A 19,774-nucleotide genomic window follows, 5' to 3' on the forward strand; every position below is an offset into this window, starting at 1 on the left:
ACGGAGCGGCGCGGATGTTGCGGAGCGCGAGTATGGCGGAGCCTACTCGCCTGTTTTTGAGCGATACGTTGGAGCTGGGACTGACAAGTGGCGAGTAGGCTGAAGCCATACTCACGCTCCATCTGGCGGCGTTGTTTCGTTACTTGAGCGTCATGAGCCACGCGACGAGATCGGCGAGACCTTGCGGTCCAATCGCTGCTGCAAGTCCCGGAGGCATCAGCGAGTCCTTCAACTCGTCCTTCTTGACGATGCTGGACTTCTTGATCGCCATCGTCGCGCCGCCATTGATCCGCATCGTCAATTCATCGGCCGTTTCGCTGATGATGTAGCCCATGGCGGTTTGACCTTCTTTGGTGGTGATGCTGAGGCCGCCAAAGCTGTGCTCCACGGCGGCACTGGGATACAGCACGGCGGTGAAGAGGCCGTCCTGGCTGAGTTTGTTGCCGATCTGGCTGAGGTCGGGGCCGAAGTTGATGAACTGGCCTTTGACCTGATGGCAGGCCACGCAGCCGGCCTGCATGAACATCGCCTGACCTTTCGTGGCATCGCCTTTGAGTTTCATGAGATCGGCGAGCGGCGGGAACTTCTCCGCGCCGAGCGCGGCGGGCAGCGGGAGTTCGGTGGCGGCTTGATTGCGCAGGCCGGCATCGGTGCTGCGGCTGAGGGCCAGCGCGGCGGTGGTCTTGACGGTGTCGGGCAGTTTTTTCTCGCTTTGCCATTTCAGGAGGGCGCGTCCACCTTCACTGCTGAGAGCGAGGGCCTCGACGATGCTGCGGCGCACGTCGTCGCGCTTCTCGGGCCAGAAGGCCTGGTTCAAAACGGCCACGCTGGGCCGGTCGCTGACCTTGCCAAGCGCGGCGGCGAGTTTCTTCGCCGAAGCGGCATCCGCCTTCGTGAGGAAGGCCACGGTCTTGCCGGTGTTCGCGGCGAGAATGCGTGCGGCGTTGATGGATTCGCCCGCATCAGGATGCGCGGTGATGTAATCGACGAGTTCCTGCTCAAACCCGGTCAAATTAAGCCGCTGCACGAGGTCGATGAACTCCGGTTTGCCGATGACGGGCTTCAGCAGCGCATCGAGCCGTGCCTTGGCCTCGGGATTCGACGCAATAGCGTTGCGGTCGAGCAACGCGGTGGAGGCGAGGGCTGTTTCGGCATCGGCTTTGAGGAAGATAGTGAGCGCGGCTTTGGAGACTTCCTCGCGGTGGTTGAACTGTTGTAACTGCAACGCGCGAAGAAACATCAATGGTTGCAAGGGTATCTCGGCAAGCAGGCTGTTCAGGCCAATAGTGGGTGTCTTGGTTTGCTCACGAAATTCCTTTGCAATGAGCGAGTTATTTTCAGGAAACCACATGCTGATCACTTCAGAGATTTGTTCTGGAGCTCCACAGCGCCAAATGAGCCGGGCTTTCTGAACGACCAGATCTGCTTCATCGGCCCAACCTCCCAAATTGGATTTCCAGCGGGCCTCCTGATTTAAGTCGGTGGCAATGCCGGTTGCTTCTACGGACCAACGATCAAAAGGCCAAGCTACCAAACTGACAAGCTTCGAAGCTTCTGCCGAGCCATCAAACCGCAATGCAATCGACGCTTCGCGGCGAACCGCAGGCGAAGCATCCTTCACGACCTTGCCAATTACCTCACGCAGCATCTCAGGATGCGCTTGCTGCACCAGACGACGAACGACGCGGATGGCGGTGATGCGGATGTTGGGATCGGTGTCGGTGAGGGCTTTGGTGAGGCACTCGGGCAGAGCCAGGTCGTGCGGGTTGGGTTTGTCGGCACCGGGATTGAGGCGCTCCCATTCATGACTAGCGAGCAGCCACAAGGCACGGGCGCGATGCTGTGGGACGGATTGGGTGTCGTGGAAGAGCTTGTGAAGCTCGGGCTCGGCTTCGGAGCCGATTTCTTCGAGCTTCTTCCACGCGAGATAACGTGCTTCTTCATTCGGCGACTTCAAGGCAGCCACAGCACCTTCGACGGTGTCCAACTTGAAACTTGGAACCTGAAACTTCTCCGCCGCCTTCGTCGTCACGCGGAACAATCTGCCGCGCGTCACATCTCCCATGCCGTGGCCGCCGACGCCGGGGTCATACCAGTCGGCGACGATCAAAGAGCCATCGGGGGCGACGGCGACATCGCTGGGGCGGAACCAGCGGTTCTTGCTGCCTTCGAGGAGGTTGACGATTTCGGCTTTGTAGCCGGCGCCGTCGGGCTGGGTGATGTAGCCGCGGACGACGTTCGGCCCGGCGTCGCAGTGGATGGACTGGCCGTGGAAGATGCTGGGCAGCAGGTCACCTTCATAGACCTGCATGCCGGTGGGGCTGCCTGCGCCGGTCATGAGCATGTTTGGGACGACGCCGGGATCGTTTTGATGCCAGTGACGCTGCGGGATCTCGCTCTCCCAGCCGATGCGCGGAGTCTGCCAGCCTGCGCCGGTCATTTCGTCGGAGTAGCCGTAGTTGCCGAACTCCATGACGTAGTTGATGCGCACGCCTTTGTTGCCGTCGTCGTCGTTGTCGCTCTGCCACATCGTGCCGAAGCTATCGACGGCGACTTCCCAGTTGTTGCGGAAGTTCCAGGCGAGCACCTCGACGTTGCTGCCATCCAGCTCGCAGCGGAAGACCATGCCTTGCTGATACGGGCGGTTGTTTTGATTGGTACACTTCACGCCGTGGATGTCGGTGATGAGGTTGCCGTCTTTGTCGCAGAGCTGCTTGCCGGCGTTGCCGAAATTGAAGTAGAGGCGGCCATCGGGGCCGAAGTGGAAGGCGTGGATGCCGTGGTCGTGCTGCGCGCCGCCGATCTTGGTGAACATGAGTTCTTTGCGGTCGGCTTTGTCGTCGCCGTTGTCGTCGATGAGCCAGAAAACGTCGTCGCCGCAGGAGATGAGCGCTTTGTTGCCGAGCACGCAGATGCCGTGGGCGCTGTCCACATCGCGGCCCTGGTGGAAGACGGTGGATTTGTCCGCCTTCGCGTCGCCATCGGTGTCTTCGAGGATGAGGATGCGGTCGCCCTCGGCTCGTTCGCCGTTGTGCTTGCGGTAGTTCACGACCTCACACACCCAGACGCGGCCGCGATGGTCGATGTCGATGCTGGCGGGCGAAAGCATCATCGGCTCGCTGGCGAAGAGCTGCACGGTGAGTTCGGGATGCACGTCGAGCTGCTCGGTGGCGGATTCGGGCTCGTGCGCGGCCGTGTTGTTGTCGCTGGCCGTGATGGGACCGGGATTCTCGGTGTAAACGGCGAAGGTGACGCTGGTGCTGCCCTGCCTCGTGCCGCCTTCATCGAGAGCGCCGCGTGCTTTGAAGCGCTTCGTGCCCGCAGGCAGGTTGAAAGCGATGACGCTGTTCGCGTGCGTGCCGAGGCCGTATTCGATGGTCTTTCCGGCGCTGCGCAGGGTCTGACCTTCGCAGTTCGAGTTCACGCGCACATTGCCCCAGCCGGACAGCGCGGATTTCCACTCGACCTCGGTGAGTTTTTTCTCGCTGCCATCGCCGAGCACGAGCCGCGGCTCCGCCCAATCCGCCCAATCAGCAGTGAAGCCGTTTCCGCCATCGGTGACGACCAGAAAGAGCTCTTTCGCACCTTCGAGCGAGACGTCGATGTTCACGCTGTGGTTCGGCGTCTTCTGGTCGATGACCTTGGACTGGAAGAGCGGCTTGGGAGCTGCGAAGACAAGTGCCGGAGCGAGGAGGGCGAGCAGGATGGGTTTCATGCGAAGGTCGGAGAGTACGCAGACATGAAGAATGCGCTATCTCGGAGATGGACGGAACACCGTTGGCGTTCGGCCTAGGGAGAAAAGGAGCGCTGGGAGTAAACCCAAGGGAGCACTCGCCAAGGCTCGGCACCCTTGGGCTGCATGACGCAAGCCCGTTGGGCTTGGTGCGGGTGAGGCATTTGGAGGCGGCGGAGAGCTTCGCCATCGACTTGAGCCGGACACGGAGTGTGCGGACCGCTTTACTTCACATCCTCGCCGAGATGGATGGCGAGGTGCTTTCGCAGCTCGTTGCGGGCGCGGAAGAGGAGGCTCTTCACGGCGGGAAGAGACATCTTCAAAATGGTGCAAATTTCCTCATAGGGGAGGTCTTTGCGACCACGCAGGATGACGGCGAGGCGTTGCTTCTCGGGGAGCGCTTCGATGGCCTTGTCGAGGGCGTCGTGGAACTCGGCTTTGGCGAGGTTTTCATCCGCGCCGGGGACGCTGTGGTCGGCGAAGTGCTTGGGCGCGTCGTCTTCATTCTCCTGCTCGATGCTGACTTCCTTGCGGCGGGAGCGGCGGCGGGTTTCGTTGAAGACGAGGTTGCGGGTGATGGTGTAGAGCCAGGTGGTGAACTTGGCGGTGACCTCGTAACGCGGGGCGCTGCGCCAGACGCGGATGAAGACCTGCTGCGCGATGTCGTGCGCGTCGTCGATGTTGTTCAACATGCGGGCGCAGGTGCCGATGATGGCGCTTTGATGCAACTCGACGAGGCGCTCGAAGGCTTTCATGTCGCCCTCTTTGACGCGGAGCATGAGGCGGACGCTTTCCTGGTCGGATGACTCCTCCAAACCGTCGGCGGCGGCCTGCGGCGTGGAAGTGGGAGCGGTCCGTTCCGGTTCGGGCATGAGATAGGCTGGCAGTGTGAGCGCCATGCTAGCGAGGGTCATGAGCGCTGTAAACCACGGGAGGGGTGGATTGGTTGCGCACGAAAATTTGACGCTCCCAACGGCACCGCTAGTTTCGCGCACGATGAATAATCAAACCTGGGACACGACTTTCGCCGAACTCTTCGAACGCTGCGCCAAACTGCATCGCGGCGGCGACACAAGAGGTGCGAATTGGTTCACGGCGGCGGACAAGGCGTTTCTGGACGACATCGGCCACACGACACAGGAATTTTTCGACTTTGTGGACGATCACTGCCGCTATGGCGCGGAGGGGCCGTCGTTTGAAACCGCGTTGCTCGTCGCGGCGGTGCGGCGGGATTACTTTCGTGTGGTGCAAAACGGCCAACGCAGCGGCAAAATCGTGCCGCCGGGTGATCTGCCCCCCAAACCGGCGATGGTGGACGGGATTCCGTGGCTGCCGCGCTTGATCGTGAAGGCGCGGGCAAAGTTGAAGGGCGAGATGGACCCGGACACGATGTTTGGTTGCGGCGGGGACCGCGCGTTCTTTGAGCAGCACAAGCTTCATCCAGCGGACTTTCTGCGAGTGACGTGGGCGGCTGGGGACGATGATCGGAAGATCATCGAGTGGGTGAAGACGGGGAAGCTATAAAACAGAGTTTCAAGTTTCAGGTCTCAAGTTACCTGTTTCATGGCAGCACTTGGAACTTGGAACCTTGAACTTGAAACGCGAAGCCCTTACTTCTTCGGCTCCACACCGCCTTCTTTGGCGACCTCGTCTTTCTTGCTCTGCACGGCGTCGGAGGCGACTTCGAGGAGCTTGGGGGCTTCGCCGCCTTTGGGGACGAACTTCAGGGCGATGCCGTTGATGCAAAAGCGGCGGTCGGTGGGAGTCTTGAAGCCTTCGCCTTCGAAGACGTGGCCGAGGTGGGCGTCACAGCGTTTGCAGACAGTTTCGACGCGGCGCATGCCGTGGCTGTTGTCCACTTTTTCGAGCACGCCTTTGGCCTTGGACGAATCATAGAAGGAAGGCCAGCCGCAGCCAGAGTGGAATTTTTCCTTGGAGGTGAAGAGCTCGGCGCCGCAGCACACGCAGTAGTAGGTGCCCTCGCCCTGCTTCTCGAAGTCCTCATAAATCTTGCCGAACGGGCGCTCGGTGCCGCGTCCGCGCGTCACCTCATATTGTTCGAGCGTGAGGAGTTTCTTCCAGTCGTCTTCGGTTTTCACAACTTCGGGCTTGGGCATGGCTTTGGGGGCAGGTTTGGGTTTGTCCTCAGCCTGGGCGATGCAGACGGCGGCGAGGAGAACGGAAAAGAGGGCGGGGCGGAGTTTCATGGCGTTGGGAGTTGCTGATACGTGGGAGACGTGTTGAAGATTGCGTATTCCCGCAAAAGAGGCGTCTTCAATCCTCATCCGCACGTGCCATCTGGCCGATGTTCCAGAGCAGGAGACGGAATCCGGCGTCGGGATGGCGGTCTCCGGCGTTGGCCTGACGGCGGAAAGAGGCTAGCAGTTCCTGGCGCTCGGCGGTGGTGAATGATCCACCGCGCAGCACGCCTTGGTCTGGCATGTCCTTCCACGGGTCGGCCACCCATTCCCAGACGTTGCCGGAGAGATCGAAGAGCCCACGGCCATCCGCACGGAAGGAACCGACGGGCGCGGCACCGGCGACGCCGTCGATGTAACCGGCGATGGCCGTCTTACCGCTGCTGTCGGCGGTTTTGTCGAGGTAGTTGCCCGATTTGACCGGCGGCGGCCAGATGAAGCCCCAGGGGTAGATGCCTTCGATGCGCAGGCTGCGTTCGGAGGGTGTGGCACCGAGCTCACGCGAGAGATAGGCGGCCATGCTCCATTCATCGTCACTGGGCAGGCGGTATTCTTGATCGGGTTCGAGCAGGCCCTGGGCGCGTTCGCGGTCGGTGAGCCAGCGGCAGAACTGCTCGGCCTCGGAGCGGTTGACCATGGTGACGGGCAGTTCGGGATCGGTGTCGAGCACGCGGCCATCGATCGGTGGCTGGTTGGTGGCCTTGGCAAACTCGGCAAACTCTTTCCGGCGCGTCTCGGTGCTGGCGAGCATGGCCTTGCCGAGCGGCACAAACTTGATGCCGAGGCTGTTCTGCCACGATTTGCCGAAGACGACGGCTCCTGTGGCCTTGAGGCGGAGATTGAAGCTGATGCTTTGCTTTTCCTTGAGCTTGCCGCTGGCGATCTCGGGCTTGTAGCCGGGCAGGCGCACTTCGTAACTGAAAGCATCCGCGCGTACCTTCGGCAGCGCGAGTGGTGTTCGACCGACAAGGCGCTCGCCATCAAACACATCGGCCCCCACAGGCGTGCTGGCGATGTTCAGGCTGCCGAACTTCACACCCACGACTTCGCAGCGGATGGCGCTGTGGCCGGGCTTGGGAGCGGTGGTGCCGGCAGGGCGGGGGATGTTGGCCGTGCGCCAGACATACTCGTGCTCGGGGTCGAGCCGGTTGGTCTGGCGGTCTGTGGCGGTCATCCAGGCGCAAAAGGCGTCCGCTTCGCTGGAGGGAATGACCGCCGCGTAAAGCGTGGTCTTGTCTGGCAGCGTGAACGGGGCCACCTCGTATTCGGCGGCACGACCAGTGGCTTCGAGGAAGTTGCGGAAGAGCAGCGCATCAAGCGGCAGGTCGGCCACATGACGGTCCTGTTTGAACGTGAACCACTGCTTGAGCCGGTTCTGCCATGGCTTGCCCGGTGTGGGTGGCTGCGGGCGTGCGGGCAAGACGGGCTGCGGCTTCACCGGCAGCGGGATTTCGTAGGCCCACTCGCGCTGATGGCGGGCCATCACCAGACCGCTGGCGAGGAGAAACGACCCCAGCACCGTGAGGATGGCCGCGCGGCTGAAGCGGCGCGCGAAGCTTTCCGGGCGCTTGATGCCCACCTGCTGAAGCGATTCGGCGAAGTCCGATGCTGTGGCAAAGCGCCGCGTGAGATCGCATTCACAGGCCTGGCAGATGACGCGGTTCAGATCCAGCCAGAAGGGCCATTCCTCGTCGGAGAGATTGTCTGGCACCTCGGGGAACTCCATGCGGTCCTTCCCGCTGCTCATTTCATAGAGCACCTTGCCGAGGCTGTAGATGTCCGCCTGCGGTGTGCCGGGGCCTTCCGGTGGCACGAAGCCTTCCGTACCCACGAACGTGCGCTCTCCAAACGCCGCGACGAGGCCTATGTCGGCCAGTTTGCACACGCCACCGACGAAAATGATGTTCGAGGGCTTGATGTCACGGTGCGTGAGGCCGTGGTTGTGCATGTAGTGCAGTGCATCGGCCATGTACACGCCCGCATCGCGGCAGAAGAAGGGATCGAGCCGTCCGTGCCGCCGCATGTCCGTGGTGAGCGTGCGCGGAACGTAGGTCTGCGTGTTGATGATGTTTGCGCCATCCTCGGCGTCGTCCGCCAGTTCCATCACGCAGTAGTAAAAGCCGCGCGGTTCATTCCAGCCGACGTGCAGGATATGAACGAGGCAGGGATGGCCGCGTGAGATCGGCTCGAACTGCTGGATGCCCTGAAACTCGCGGTGGAAGGTGCGGGTGAGCTCAAAGTCCTCGCGCCAGACGATTTTCACCGCGCGCAGAGCCCCGGTGACGCTCTGGGCCAGCCATACTTCGCCATACGCGCCGGAGCCGATGCGCTTCATCAGCGTGTAGTCGGGAATGACGATGTCGTCGCGGTGCGAGGGCGGGCCGTCCTTGTCTCGGCGCTTCACTTTTTCACGCGCCGCCTCTGGATCGATCGGTGGCGAGGGCAGTTCCACACTGGAGTCACCCGCCTCTGACAAATCCGCCTCCGCGACCACCGGCACGCCCGCTTCATCGTCCATGGGCTTGGACGGGGGCGGAAGTGTGTTGGGATCACTCATGAGACAGTCGTGTCAGAATCAACGCGCAAGATCGGGGCGGCTGGTTTAAGCGCATGGAAGTCTCCCACCAAAGCGCGGTGTTCTCAAGCAGTCGGTTGGCTTCTTTGATGGCCGGGCCGGGCTAGAGCATGGTGTGCTCAAGCGCCTGCACCTCTTTCTTCACCAGCGCACCCACGCGGTGCTTGGCCAGATAGACCTGCGCCGCATTGATGCCGAGCGCCTCGGAGGTCTTCTTCACGCCCCAGCCTTTCATCACATAGCAGTCGAAAATCTGGAACTGACGGGGGGAAACCTTCGCCTTCACACGTTCGAGGGCGGCGGCGGTGATGTTGTCACGCCACTCACGGTCCCAAATCTTCTCCAGCAGGTTGTCCTTGTCCTGGGACAGGCGGTCCACGATCTGCGAGCTGGTGTCCTCCGTGTCGGCATTGCCCTGGTCGGCGAGCGAGGGCTGGCGCTTGCGGGCACGGAACACGTCCAGGATGCGCCAGCGCGTCATTTGCAGCAGCCAGGCCTTGAACGAGCCGGCGCGGGGGTCGTACTGCCCCTTTTGGACCTGCCGGGCGATGGCGATGATCGTTTCCTGAATCACGTCAAAGGCCTCCTCACGGGTTAGGCCGGCCTTGGTAGCCACGCTGAAGATCAGGCGCCAGTAGGTCTGGTAGAACTCATTCCACGTCTTCTGGTCCTCCCAGTTGTTGAGACGTTCGATGAGGCTTTTGCGGGTTTTCTCCCACAAGCCTTTGTCTTTCTTCACTTCCTCCGGGATTGGAAGGTCTGGTATCGGGTCGCTCATGAGCTGTTGATTCTCAGCGGATGGCCGACGCTGTCAAACCTTTGAAACCCTTCGTGGAGCACGAAAATCGCCGATAGAACAAATCGTGTCGCGGCGGGGTTGTGGGTTGGACTCCCATCAGCGCGGCTCATGACGGTGATGAAGTCATTTCATCCAACTCGGCGGCGTGGTCACGCATCGCGGGTTGCCATCAGGGGGCGGCGGGTTAGTCTGGCCGTCCTGCGCTGCAGTTGTGGCGTAATCCCTGCTTTAAAGCCATGCCCGAACAGGAAAATCCCTTCCAAGAAACCCTTCTGTCCCGCCACCGTGCGGAACCCTGCACCGTGGTCATTTTCGGTGCCACCGGAGATCTCACGCATCGCAAGCTGATCCCTGCCATTTACAACATCGCCGCCGCCGGTGACCTGCCGCCGCAGTTCAAGGTGGTCGGCTTTGCCCGGCGTGAAAAGACGGACGAGGGCTTCCGTGCCGAATTGGAGACCGGAAACCGCAAAAACAGCCGCCAGGGTCACAGCGACGAGCTGTGGGGCAGTTTCGCGCAGTGCATCCACTACCACCGCAGCGAATTTGAAGACCCCGCCGGTTATGTACAGCTCAAGCTGCTGCTCGATAAATTCGACCAGGAGCGTGGTGCGCCTGCCAACCGCCTGTTTTACCTCGCCTCGGCTCCTGAGGCCTTCAAACCCATCCTGGAGATGATCCGCGCTGCTGGACTCAACGAGGGCGTGGGCGGCAAGTGGGCGCGCGTCGTGTGCGAAAAGCCGTTCGGCAAAGATCTCGCCACCGCGCGTGGCTTGAATGCCGTCGTGGCCGAGACCTTCGAGGAAAAGGACACCTACCGCATCGACCACTACCTCGGCAAAGAGACGGCGCAGAACATCATGGTGCTGCGTTTCGCCAACTCCATCTTCGAGCCGAACTGGAACAGCCGCTACATCGACCACGTCCAGATCACCTGCGCCGAAAACCTCGGCATGGAGGGCGGACGCGGCGGCTACTACGACACCGCCGGGGCGCTGCGAGACATGGTCCAAAATCATCTCTTCCAGCTCCTCACCCTCGTCGCCATGGAGCCGCCCACCGATTTGAGCGCCGACAGCGTGCGCGATGAAAAAGTGAAGGTCATCCGCGCACTGCGTCCGCTCGTCGGCCCCGAGGCCGTTGGCAAAAACGTCATTCGCGCCCAGTACACCGCCGGCAGCGTCGATGGCGTGTCGCGCGTCGGTTATCGGCAGGAGGATCGCGTCAATCCTGAGTCCAAGACCGAGCCGTATGTCGCGTTGCGTATCATGATCGACACCTGGCGCTGGCAGGGCGTGCCGTTTTACATCCGCGTCGGCAAGCAATTGCCGAAAAAGGCCACTGAGATCAGCGTCCACTTCAAAAAACCGCCGCAGGTGCCCTTTGCCACCTCGGATCTGCTCAAGAACAGCGAGAACACCCTCGTCATCCGCATTCAGCCGGACGAGGGCATCGCCCTGCGCATCCTCTGCAAGCAACCCGGCCAGGCCATGAACGTGCAGCAGGTGAAAATGGATTTCCGTTACTCATCGAGCTTCGGCAAGGCCAGCCCCGAGGCCTACGAGCGCCTCCTGCTCGATGCGATGGCCGGCGATGCCACGCTCTTCGCCCGTCGCGATGAGGTGGAGAACGCCTGGAAGTTCATCGACGAAATCGAGCACGCCTGGCACAAGTCCGCCACACCGCCCCCGATGCACGAATACCCCGCCGGAAGCTGGGGGCCGAAGGAAGCCGACGATTTGCTGCGCGCCGATGGTCGCGAGTGGCGTCTGCTTTAACCAACGTGAGGAATCCAACCATGCCCTCCACGCTTCCCTCCGATTCCGACCTCGGCCGTCTCGGCCTCGAAACGCCCATTGCGCACATTGACCGGGCCTTGAAGGAGATTTGGAACGATGACGAGGCCAAAACCCGCGCCTCGCTCATCAATCTGGCCATCTACACCGAGGACAGCGCCATTCTCGCCGCGAACAACGATCTGCTCGCTCACGTCGCCGCCGAGCACGCCTGTCGCGCCCTGCTCATCCTCGCCCTGCCGGAGGCGCGGCCGCCGCGCGCCCGTGCGTGGATTCAGGCGCTGTGCCGCCCGTATCAGGGAAAGCAAATCGTGTGCAGCGAGCAGCTTAGCTTTGTGCTGGAGGGCGGTGATGCCGCGCAGGTGCAAAACATCGTCTTTGCCCACCTTGATTCCGATCTGCCGCTGGTCGTCTGGTGGCAGGCTGATCTCACCCAAAACTTCGAGGAGCGGTTCTATTCCCGCATCGACACTCTTATCATCGACTCCAGCCGCTGGGCCGACCCTGCCAGGCAGTTCGACGCCCTGCTAGCCGCCATGAATGCCGAAACCGCCGGCTTCGATGTGCGTGACCTCGCCTGGACGCGTTCGCACTTCATGCGCACCGCGCTCGCCAGTTGCTTCCAGGACGCCGCTGCGCTGCAAAACATCGGCAAGCTTCAAACCATCCGCATCACTCATCTCAAAGGCCAGCGCACCGCTGCGTTGCTGCTCGCTGTGTGGATCAACCAGCGCCTCAAAACCACACTGCGGCTTGAACTGATCGAAAAAGACAGCGGCCCCGCGCTCCAAAGCCTCGTCCTCGAAGGCGAGGGCGTGCGTGGCGAGGTGCGCCGTGACTGCGACTCCTCCTTCATCCATGTCTGCACCTCCTGCGGCCAACACGAGCACAAAGACCTCCTCCCCGCCGACGTGGACAGCGACGCCGAACTCGTCACCGAACAGCTCTCCCGCTTCCACGGCAGCACGCTCTATTCCACCATGCTTCCGCTCGTGCGCAGCATGCTGAAATGACCGTTCCACCCTTCCCGGTTCGCGGTTCTCTGTTGCAAACCGCGAACAGAGAACTGAGAACAGCGAACTGATGAAACCCTGGCTCCATCTCGCCCGCATCTCCAACCTGCCCACGGTCTGGACCAATGTCACCGCCGCCTGGCTCCTTGCTGGAGGCACATTCACGGATCCACGTCTCTACTGGCTCATCCTTGCCGGTTCATTGCTCTACACCGGCGGCATGATCCTCAATGACGCCGCTGATGTGAAGTTTGACCGCGAACATCGCAAAGGTCGTCCCATTCCCAGCGGCCAGGTCAGTCTGAACACCGCCTGGATCGTCAGCATAGCCATGCTGATCGTCGGCGCGACACTGGCTACCTGGTTCGGAGCCAATCCGCGCATCACCGCCATTCTCGTGGCCGCCATCGTGTTCTACGACCTCTATCACAAGCAGTGGTCCGGTTCCGTCATCATCATGGGCGCATGCCGCATGCTCCTTTATTTGATGGCCGCCAGCGCCGCGCCCGCCGCCGCCCTGCCCGCCGCCGTCGCTCTGGGCTGCTACGTTGTGGGCATCACCATCGCCGCGCGTCTGGAGCACAAAAACGGTGCGCTGCCCGCTGCATCATCCATGCTCGCCCTCGGGCTGCTCTACACCCCTGGCATCGTCTTTGTGATGCGTTTTGCCTCCCCAGGCGGCTATTCGATGCAAATCGTGATTCTGGCCGCCTTTGCCATCCTCATTGCTTATGCCACGCAAATGCTGCGCAAAGGCGGTGCAGCCATCGGTCAGGCGGTCGGCACGCTGCTGGCCGGCATCGCCATCGTCGATGCTCTCGCCGTTTCGACTGTGTCTGTCACTCTCGCGCTCGGCTTTGTCGCGCTTACTCCCGTTTTGCGCCTCTGGCAGCGTTGGGTGGCCGCGACGTGAGGGGAAAGAAGCCCCTCGCAAGATTCGTTTGGGCTTTCCCTTTGACCTCCAACCCATTGCAGGCAAAGAACCCGCCCCCAATGCTGGAGAAACCAATCAGGCTCGAACACACCCACCGCATCTTGTTCACGAGGGAGGTTTTTGCGCCCCGAAACAACACCATCTGTGAACTCCTGGCCCTCGACAAACCGCACAAGCTCCCCCGTGTGCTCGTCTTCGTCGATGAGGCCGTCGCCAACGCGAATCGCGATCTGCTCGATGACATCGTGGCCTACGGCGAGGCGCATGCGGAGTCCTTCACGCTGACGGACTCGCCCATCGTCATCCCCGGCGGCGAGGCCTGCAAAAACGACCTGCGCCTCGTCGAATGCTGCTGGGACGCCATCAACGAGGCCGCGTTGGACCGCCACAGCTACGTCTTCGTCGTTGGCGGCGGCGCCGTGCTCGATCTCGTCTGCTTCGCCGCCTCTACGGCGCATCGTGGCATCCGCCATGTGCGTTTTCCCACCACCACCTTGTCTCAAGGCGATGGCGGCGTCGGCGTGAAGAACGGCGTGAACTACTTCGGCAAAAAGAACTGGATCGGCAGCTTCGCCGTGCCCTTCGCCGTGGTGAACGACTTCGCCTTCCTCGAATCACTCCCGAAACGCGAGCGCCGCAACGGCATCATCGAGGCCATCAAGGTCTCGCTCATCCGTGACCGCGTGTTCTTCGAGCAGATCGAGGCCATGGCCGACGATCTCGCCGCGTTGAAGCAGGACGCGCTCGAAAAGGTCGTCCAGCGCAGCGCCGAGCTGCACGTCGAGCACATCGCCACCGGCGGCGATCCCTTTGAACTCGGCTCCGCACGCCCGCTCGACTTCGGCCACTGGGCCGCGCACAAGCTGGAGCAGATTTCCAAGTTCGCGGTCAGCCATGGCGAGGCCGTGGCCATCGGCATGGCCGTGGATCTCGTTTATTCGCGCATGCAGGGCATCCTGGATGAGCAGACCTGCGAGCGCGTGCTCCAGCTCATCGAGCGCATCGGCTTCGCCACCTACTCACCACATCTGCTCGACAACGGACGCAGCGGCGAGCCCGTCATTCTCGAAGGTCTGGAGGAATTCCGCGAGCATCTCGGCGGCGAGCTGACCGTCACACTTGTGCCGGAGATTGGCTCGAAGCTGGAAGTTCACGAAATGAACCGGGTGAAGATTCTGAACGCGCTGGTTGATTTGAAGCACCGCCAGACCGCCGAAAAGTAAACGCCACCAGCGACAGCGTGCAGAGCGAGCTCAGCGGCATCAAAATCGCCGCCGCCAGCGGACTCAAATGTCCCGCCAGTCCTGCGATGGCGGTGGCGATGTTGTAAGTCACCGAAAACGCGAACACACGCCGCGTCGCCCTGCGATGCAGCTTTGCCACATGCATGAGGCCGCTCACAAAACGCAGGCTGTGGCCCAGGAAGAAGAAATCCGCCTTCTGCTCCAGGAAACTGCGCCCCGTGACCGGACTGCCCGCGCACAGCGCCTCGTCAAAGGCCAGGCTGTCATTCGCGCCATCGCCGACATACAGCGTGTCATCGCGATTCCGCTCCCGCAGCCACTCAGCCTTCGCTTCCGGCGTCAATTCAGCCCGCCAGCAGGATTCCGGCAGCTCCAGCTTTCGTGCGATGTCCGCCACCTTCGGCGCACGATCGCCGCTCAGCACGCAGACCTCGATTTGACGCTCTCGCAGATGCCGAACCTCCTGCAACGACTCCGCGCGCAGTTCATCGCGGAATCGAAACGCCGCCAGCACCGCGCCATCACGCGTCAGCACCGCATCACCGGCGATGGCCGCCTCCGGCCGGCCTAAGCGCCATTCACGACCGCTCGCATCGCTGAACGCTAGCCCATGTCCCACGGTTTCCTTTACCTTGCAGTCATCCAGCGCATGCGAATCGCCCTCAAACGCCACCGCGTCATACAAGCTGCGGCTCACCGGATGCAGATTGCCCGTCACCAGATGACGCAATGCCGCGCGGGCATCCGCATCCAGCCCGCGCAGCACCTCGGGATTCTCCAAAACGGGATTCTCCAGCGTCAGCGTGCCTGTTTTATCAAACACCACGCGCTTCACGCGCATCAGCCGCTTCCACAGGCCCAGCGTGCGTACAAACACGCCCAGCTTCTCCGCGCGTGACGCCGCCATCTCCTCGGCCAGCGGCACCGCCACGCCCAGCGCGCACGGACACGACACCACGAAGATCGAAATCATCACCTGCAAAGCCTGCACGATGCCAGAGCCATGGCTCCACCACCAAATCGCGCCCGCGATGCCGACGATCACCACGATGGCCAGATAAACCCGCAGCAGTTTCTCCAGCCGCACATCGCGAAACTCCGCCTCGCGCCGCGCATCCAGCAAACGACGCAACGTCGAGTCCTCCCACGTCTCCACCGCCTCCACCGTCAGTGCCTGCGTGCCGATGTTCAACGCGCCCGAGGGCAGCAACTGCCCCGTCTCACGCTCCTGCGCCTCGCTCTCGCCATTGATCCATTCCAGGCTCACCGAAGCGCTCTCACTGACCAGTTTGGCCGCCACCGGCACGGTTTGTCCCGGCTTCACCACAAACTGCACGCCTGTCTTCAAGGCCGCCACCGGCTGGATCTCTTCCATGCCGGTTTCGTTGATCACACTCACCGCATCGGGGATCGACGTGTCACGCATCAAACGTCGGCGATTACGATCCACCGCCGCCTGCTGCGCCCAGCGGCCCGTCAGCATCAGGAAGATGAAGATCGCCACAAAATCAAAATACTTCAGCCCCTCCACGCCCGCGATCCAGCCGCCCATCGATCCCACATACGCCGCCGTCACGCCCAGCGCGATCGGCGTGTCAATGTGCAGCACGCCCGCGCTCAGGCTGCGCCACGCACGCTCGATGAAATAACTGCCACCCACCGCCATCGCCAGTGTGGCGGAAAACGCGGCGATCAGATCAAACCAATGCGCGAAGGCAAAATCACGCGGCATGCCGAAATATGCGGGCAGTGAAAAGGCCATCGCATTCATCGCAAACGCCCCGCACACACCCATGCGACGCTCCAGGCCGGAGGATTCCTTTTTCTCGCCACCCTGTCGCGGTGGACCGAGCAGGTAGCCAAAACTTTGCAGATCACGCGCCACCGCCACGGCATCAAACTGCCCGCGCTGCCACGTCAGCCGCACCTCGCCATGCACCACATCGACATTCACCCGCAACGCGCCCGCATGCCGTGCAAACAGCCGCTCGATCAGCCACACGCAGCCCACGCAGGACAAGCCCTGCACCGCCAGCCGCAGTTCCACCGCGTTTGCTTCAGTCGTGCGCTCCGCTTCCGCGCTCAACAGCGTCAGCCATTCATAATCTCGTTCACGCAAAGCTTGTGGTGCCACCGGCGGCAGCGCCGCGTTGCCTTTCAGGTCGTAGAAGTGATCCAGCCCCTCACGATGCAGCAAATCATGAACGTAACTGCATCCCGCGCAGCAAAAACTGTCGTCACGCCCCGCCGGAACCGGCGAGCCGCAATGGATGCAGTTGGGGTGATCCTGAGGCGCGTTCATCTGGTCACTATGGGCGGGTCATCCTCGCCCTCTCGTCCCGCCTTGGCAATGAGAGAGCGTGGTTTGCGCGGAGAGATCAAGACCTTCGTTCTTCATCTGCCCATCTGAGCCAAATACGCCACCAAATCCCGCAGTTCATCACGCGTCATGTTCATGATCAGCCCCTCGGGCATCAGCGAGCCCGCTTCCTGACGCTCGGCGATCTGCGCTGGCGTGAATCGGCTCGTCTGACCACTCGCCAGTTCCCGCAACTGCATCTCCCCGCCCGCTTCGCTCACCTTGTAGCCTTGCAGCTTGCGACCGTCCTTCAGCGTCAACGTTGTCGCCACATAGCCTTCTTTAATTTGCCGGTTCGGCCACACCACGGCCTCGATCAAAAGCTCAACGGGCACGCCACGGCCCACCGCATCGAGTTCCGGTCCCACGATGCCACCTTGGCCGCCGATCTTGTGACACGCGACGCAGCCTGACAGCGGTGCATGGAAAACAGCCTTCCCCTTCGTCGCATCACCATTCGCCTTCACCTCGGCGGCCAAAGCGGTCACCCAGGCCGCGTCATAGGCGGGCACCACATTCTTCACGCCCAAAATCTTCCCAAACGCCGTCGTCAGCACCGCATCGCCACGACCTGCGGCTGTCAGCACGGTCATCGCCAGCTTCGCCGCTTCCGCTGAGCACGGTTTTTCGTCCAAGGCCTTCGCTAAAGCCGCAAGAGAGGCATCACGCGACAACAATGATGCCAGCCACGCCCGCATCGTTTCCGCATCAGCAATACTCGAAATCGCCTCCGCGGCCAATTGACCTGCCACCACCGGCTTTTTCTCCGCCAGCACCGTCAAAGCCGCCGTCCGCACCACCCACGGCTGTTTGGCATCCTTCGCATGCTTCTCAAAAGTCTCCGCAGGCTCACCCAATTTCGCCAGCGCCATCAAAGCCGGAGCCCGCACACCTCCATCGGCCTCCAAAAGTCCGCGCATCGTTGCTTCGGCACTTTTCAGCCGCCAGGCACCCACCAGCGCACACGCCGCCGCCTTTTGCGCCTCATTTCCGTCCTTCAAAATCCCCAGCAGAACCGGCTCCGCGCCTTCTGGCGTCTTGAAACCACGCTGAGCCGCCGCAGCGGCCAAATCCTCCAGCACAGCCTGATCCTTCACTCCCAGCTTCAGCGCCATCAGCATGTCACCCGGCTCGCCCTTGCGCACCAGCGCTGCCACCAGGCCACGCCGCGTCTCAAGCGACATCGACTCGCCCTTCTGCGCCAGCATCGTGCGCACCACACCCAGCAACTCCGCGCTGCCCTCCTTCTCCACCAAGAACGCCAGATGCTTCGGCGGCAGCGAGTTCAAAATCTCAAAAGGCGGCTTTTTCCACTGCGGAGCCGTCGCATGCACCGCCAGCCACAACGCCCGCTCAATGAAACTGTCCATCGGCTTGTCGAGTACCTTCAACGCCACTTTGATCGCTTCGGGTGATTGAATTTTCGCAGCGGCAACGACGGCTTCGAGGCGGACGAGTGGAGATTCATCCATCGAACGTTTTTCAATATGCTTCAATGCCTCCGGCAATTGCGATTCGAATGCTCCAACAGTTCTGGTTAAATACACCTTCACTTCATCTTGCGGATAGTTTTCCGCTAAACTCAAAAAGTCGGCACCCGCCAACTTCTCAAACCACTCACAAACTTGGATCGAGAATATGCCTTGTTTAGCCCAAGGAGCTAAACTCTCGTCATCGTTATAACGCGTCCAATCAAAAAAACTGTGAGCCACTTGCTTGTAGTCGAGCTCACGGAGCATCCTACTTGCCTGGTATGCTTCCCATCGACTTTTCTTCCTCATGCATGAGTCGATCAACTCGGGACACGATTCATCCGCGAGTCCCATATCTCCAACGACGCACAAATCTCTCCCCTTCGCCACCACTCGCCAAATCCGCCCATGCGTCGCATCGCGGTTCGGATGCCGGAAACTCGCCTGATAGTGGCCGATGATCGGATCATACCAGTCGGCGATGTAGAGCGCGCCTTCGGGCCCAAAACGGATGTCGATCGGACGGAAGGCCACGTTGTCGCTGGTGATGAGCGCGGGCTGCTCCACGGCCTCCATGCCGCTGGGGAATTCGCTGTGCGGGATCAGTTTGTGGCGATACACCGCGTTCTCAAAGAAGCCGCCAGTGATGACTTCCTCCTGCATCGACTCCGGCCAATGCGAGTTGCCCACGATGTCCACGCCGCAGAACTTCCGCAGGCCGTCCGTCTTGATGATCTGGCCGCTGTAGGGCAGTTGAAAGCGCTCCAGCAGGAAATGCGGGATGCCGTGGCGATTAGAAACGTGCGAGTCCTCTTCCAGCGACGTGCTCACCTCCATCGGCCGCGCCCAAAACATGCCTGCTGCGCCCGCCACCATGATCGGCTGGCCCCATTTCGTGAAAGCGGTGCCCCAGGCGTTCGCCGGCATGCCGGTCGGATACGGATTCAGCCGCCCGCTCTTCGGGTAGTAGTGCCAGAAGCCCGCGCCGTAGAGGGTCTTCGTGCCATGCACCGTCGTCACCCGCGAGTAACAGTGCAGGCCCTGATGCATCACCAGCGCACCATCCGGCGCCCAGATGAAGCTGTTCAGGCACTGATGCGTGTCCCCGGTGCCAAAGCCGCTGAAGACCACCTCACGCCGGTCCACGCGATCATCGCCATCGTCATCGTGCATCAGCCAAAGCTTCTCGCCCTCGCCGACATACACCGAGTGGCCGTTGGGCGACTTTACACCCGCATCACGCGGTGCCAGCTCCATGCCCATTGGCTGGCTCAGCCCGCCGGTGAAGACCGTGCTCTTGTCCGCACGTCCATCGTGATCTGTGTCCTCCAGAATGATGATCTTGTCATCCGACACGGTCCCCGGCTTCGCCTGCGGGTAATCACTCGTCTGCAGCACCCACAAGCGCCCGCGCTCATCCCAGCGAATCGCGATCGGATTTGGAATCCCGTCCGCCTCACTCGCAAACAGGTTTACCTCGAAGCCATCCAGCACCTTGAATGACTTCAACTCTGCTTCGGGAGAATGATCCGGCGGAGGCTCACCGACCGAGATGCCCTTCTTCGCCGACTGCTGGGCGAAGGCGATGCCGCTCAGAAGGAGCGCGAATAACAGCACGAGGGGACCGCACGCGTCCCGCGTGCTGATTGCG

Annotated in this window: 12 protein-coding genes; 5 read left to right on the plus strand and 7 right to left on the minus strand. The window is 61.6% G+C overall.

The window, feature by feature from the left end; all coding sequences use genetic code 11:
- Nucleotides 1-139: 139 nt before the first annotated feature.
- Both ACILSI_RS16425 and ACILSI_RS16430 read right to left on the minus strand, forming a co-directional pair.
- Entirely contained in the window at nt 140-3,715 is a 3,576-nt protein-coding gene (locus tag ACILSI_RS16425; RefSeq protein ID WP_395722982.1) for a PVC-type heme-binding CxxCH protein, read from the minus strand.
- A 242-nt stretch (nt 3,716-3,957) separates the two neighbouring features.
- On the minus strand, nt 3,958-4,647 hold the full coding sequence (locus ACILSI_RS16430; RefSeq protein WP_395722983.1) for an RNA polymerase sigma factor: 690 nt from the start codon (nt 4,645-4,647) through the stop codon (nt 3,958-3,960).
- Between the two features lie 82 nt (nt 4,648-4,729).
- Between ACILSI_RS16430 and ACILSI_RS16435 the strand changes: the two genes are divergently transcribed.
- Nucleotides 4,730-5,257, plus strand: coding sequence for a DUF5069 domain-containing protein (locus ACILSI_RS16435; RefSeq protein WP_395722984.1), 528 nt, complete (start codon nt 4,730-4,732; stop codon nt 5,255-5,257).
- An 86-nt stretch (nt 5,258-5,343) separates the two neighbouring features.
- Here ACILSI_RS16435 and msrB read toward each other — a convergent pair whose 3' ends face one another.
- From msrB to ACILSI_RS16450, 3 genes are all read right to left on the minus strand, one after another.
- Nucleotides 5,344-5,940, minus strand: coding sequence for a peptide-methionine (R)-S-oxide reductase MsrB (gene msrB / locus ACILSI_RS16440; RefSeq protein WP_395722985.1), 597 nt, complete (start codon nt 5,938-5,940; stop codon nt 5,344-5,346).
- A gap of 67 nt (nt 5,941-6,007) precedes the next feature.
- Nucleotides 6,008-8,488 (minus strand): protein kinase domain-containing protein, encoded by a 2,481-nt coding sequence (locus tag ACILSI_RS16445; RefSeq protein ID WP_395722986.1) that lies wholly within the window; start codon nt 8,486-8,488, stop codon nt 6,008-6,010.
- A 121-nt stretch (nt 8,489-8,609) separates the two neighbouring features.
- Entirely contained in the window at nt 8,610-9,284 is a 675-nt protein-coding gene (locus ACILSI_RS16450; RefSeq protein WP_395722987.1) for an RNA polymerase sigma factor, read from the minus strand.
- Between the two features lie 257 nt (nt 9,285-9,541).
- Between ACILSI_RS16450 and zwf the strand changes: the two genes are divergently transcribed.
- The 4 genes from zwf (at nt 9,542) to ACILSI_RS16470 (ending at nt 14,271) form a co-directional block, all read left to right on the plus strand.
- Nucleotides 9,542-11,083: a glucose-6-phosphate dehydrogenase gene (zwf, locus tag ACILSI_RS16455; protein WP_395722988.1), complete on the plus strand. Its 1,542-nt coding sequence runs from the start codon at nt 9,542-9,544 to the stop codon at nt 11,081-11,083.
- Between the two features lie 20 nt (nt 11,084-11,103).
- The gene (locus ACILSI_RS16460) at nt 11,104-12,114 is read left to right on the plus strand and encodes a glucose-6-phosphate dehydrogenase assembly protein OpcA (RefSeq protein ID WP_395722989.1); all 1,011 of its coding nucleotides are present in this window, start codon (nt 11,104-11,106) and stop codon (nt 12,112-12,114) included.
- A 70-nt stretch (nt 12,115-12,184) separates the two neighbouring features.
- A complete protein-coding gene (locus ACILSI_RS16465) occupies nt 12,185-13,027 on the plus strand; it encodes a UbiA family prenyltransferase (protein WP_395722990.1) in 843 nt (280 codons plus the stop codon).
- Between the two features lie 80 nt (nt 13,028-13,107).
- Nucleotides 13,108-14,271 (plus strand): 3-dehydroquinate synthase, encoded by a 1,164-nt coding sequence (locus ACILSI_RS16470; RefSeq protein ID WP_395722991.1) that lies wholly within the window; start codon nt 13,108-13,110, stop codon nt 14,269-14,271.
- Here the strand turns inward: ACILSI_RS16470 and ACILSI_RS16475 are convergent.
- Nucleotides 14,162-16,594, minus strand: a complete 2,433-nt coding sequence (locus ACILSI_RS16475; protein ID WP_395722992.1) for a heavy metal translocating P-type ATPase — start codon at nt 16,592-16,594, stop codon at nt 14,162-14,164. The two genes, ACILSI_RS16470 and ACILSI_RS16475, sit on opposite strands and share 110 nt — an antisense overlap.
- Nucleotides 16,595-16,686: 92 nt before the next feature.
- A complete protein-coding gene (locus tag ACILSI_RS16480) occupies nt 16,687-19,740 on the minus strand; it encodes a PVC-type heme-binding CxxCH protein (RefSeq protein ID WP_395722993.1) in 3,054 nt (1,017 codons plus the stop codon).
- Nucleotides 19,741-19,774 lie beyond the last annotated feature (34 nt).

It is taken from the genome of Prosthecobacter sp. (assembly GCF_044232965.1).
Classification (GTDB): Bacteria; Verrucomicrobiota; Verrucomicrobiia; order Verrucomicrobiales; family Verrucomicrobiaceae; genus Prosthecobacter.

Bases quoted from the DNA above. Each gene is read 5' to 3' on its own strand.
- ACILSI_RS16460 (WP_395722989.1), top strand. From the start codon at position 11,104: ATGCCCTCCACGCTTCCCTCCGATTCCGACCTCGGCCGTCTCGGCCTC.
- ACILSI_RS16475 (WP_395722992.1), bottom strand. From the start codon at position 16,594: ATGAACGCGCCTCAGGATCACCCCAACTGCATCCATTGCGGCTCGCCG.
- ACILSI_RS16470 (WP_395722991.1), top strand. From the start codon at position 13,108: ATGCTGGAGAAACCAATCAGGCTCGAACACACCCACCGCATCTTGTTC.
- ACILSI_RS16445 (WP_395722986.1), bottom strand. From the start codon at position 8,488: ATGAGTGATCCCAACACACTTCCGCCCCCGTCCAAGCCCATGGACGAT.
- zwf (WP_395722988.1), top strand. From the start codon at position 9,542: ATGCCCGAACAGGAAAATCCCTTCCAAGAAACCCTTCTGTCCCGCCAC.
- ACILSI_RS16450 (WP_395722987.1), bottom strand. From the start codon at position 9,284: ATGAGCGACCCGATACCAGACCTTCCAATCCCGGAGGAAGTGAAGAAA.
- ACILSI_RS16425 (WP_395722982.1), bottom strand. From the start codon at position 3,715: ATGAAACCCATCCTGCTCGCCCTCCTCGCTCCGGCACTTGTCTTCGCA.
- ACILSI_RS16435 (WP_395722984.1), top strand. From the start codon at position 4,730: ATGAATAATCAAACCTGGGACACGACTTTCGCCGAACTCTTCGAACGC.
- ACILSI_RS16430 (WP_395722983.1), bottom strand. From the start codon at position 4,647: ATGACCCTCGCTAGCATGGCGCTCACACTGCCAGCCTATCTCATGCCC.
- ACILSI_RS16465 (WP_395722990.1), top strand. From the start codon at position 12,185: ATGAAACCCTGGCTCCATCTCGCCCGCATCTCCAACCTGCCCACGGTC.
- msrB (WP_395722985.1), bottom strand. From the start codon at position 5,940: ATGAAACTCCGCCCCGCCCTCTTTTCCGTTCTCCTCGCCGCCGTCTGC.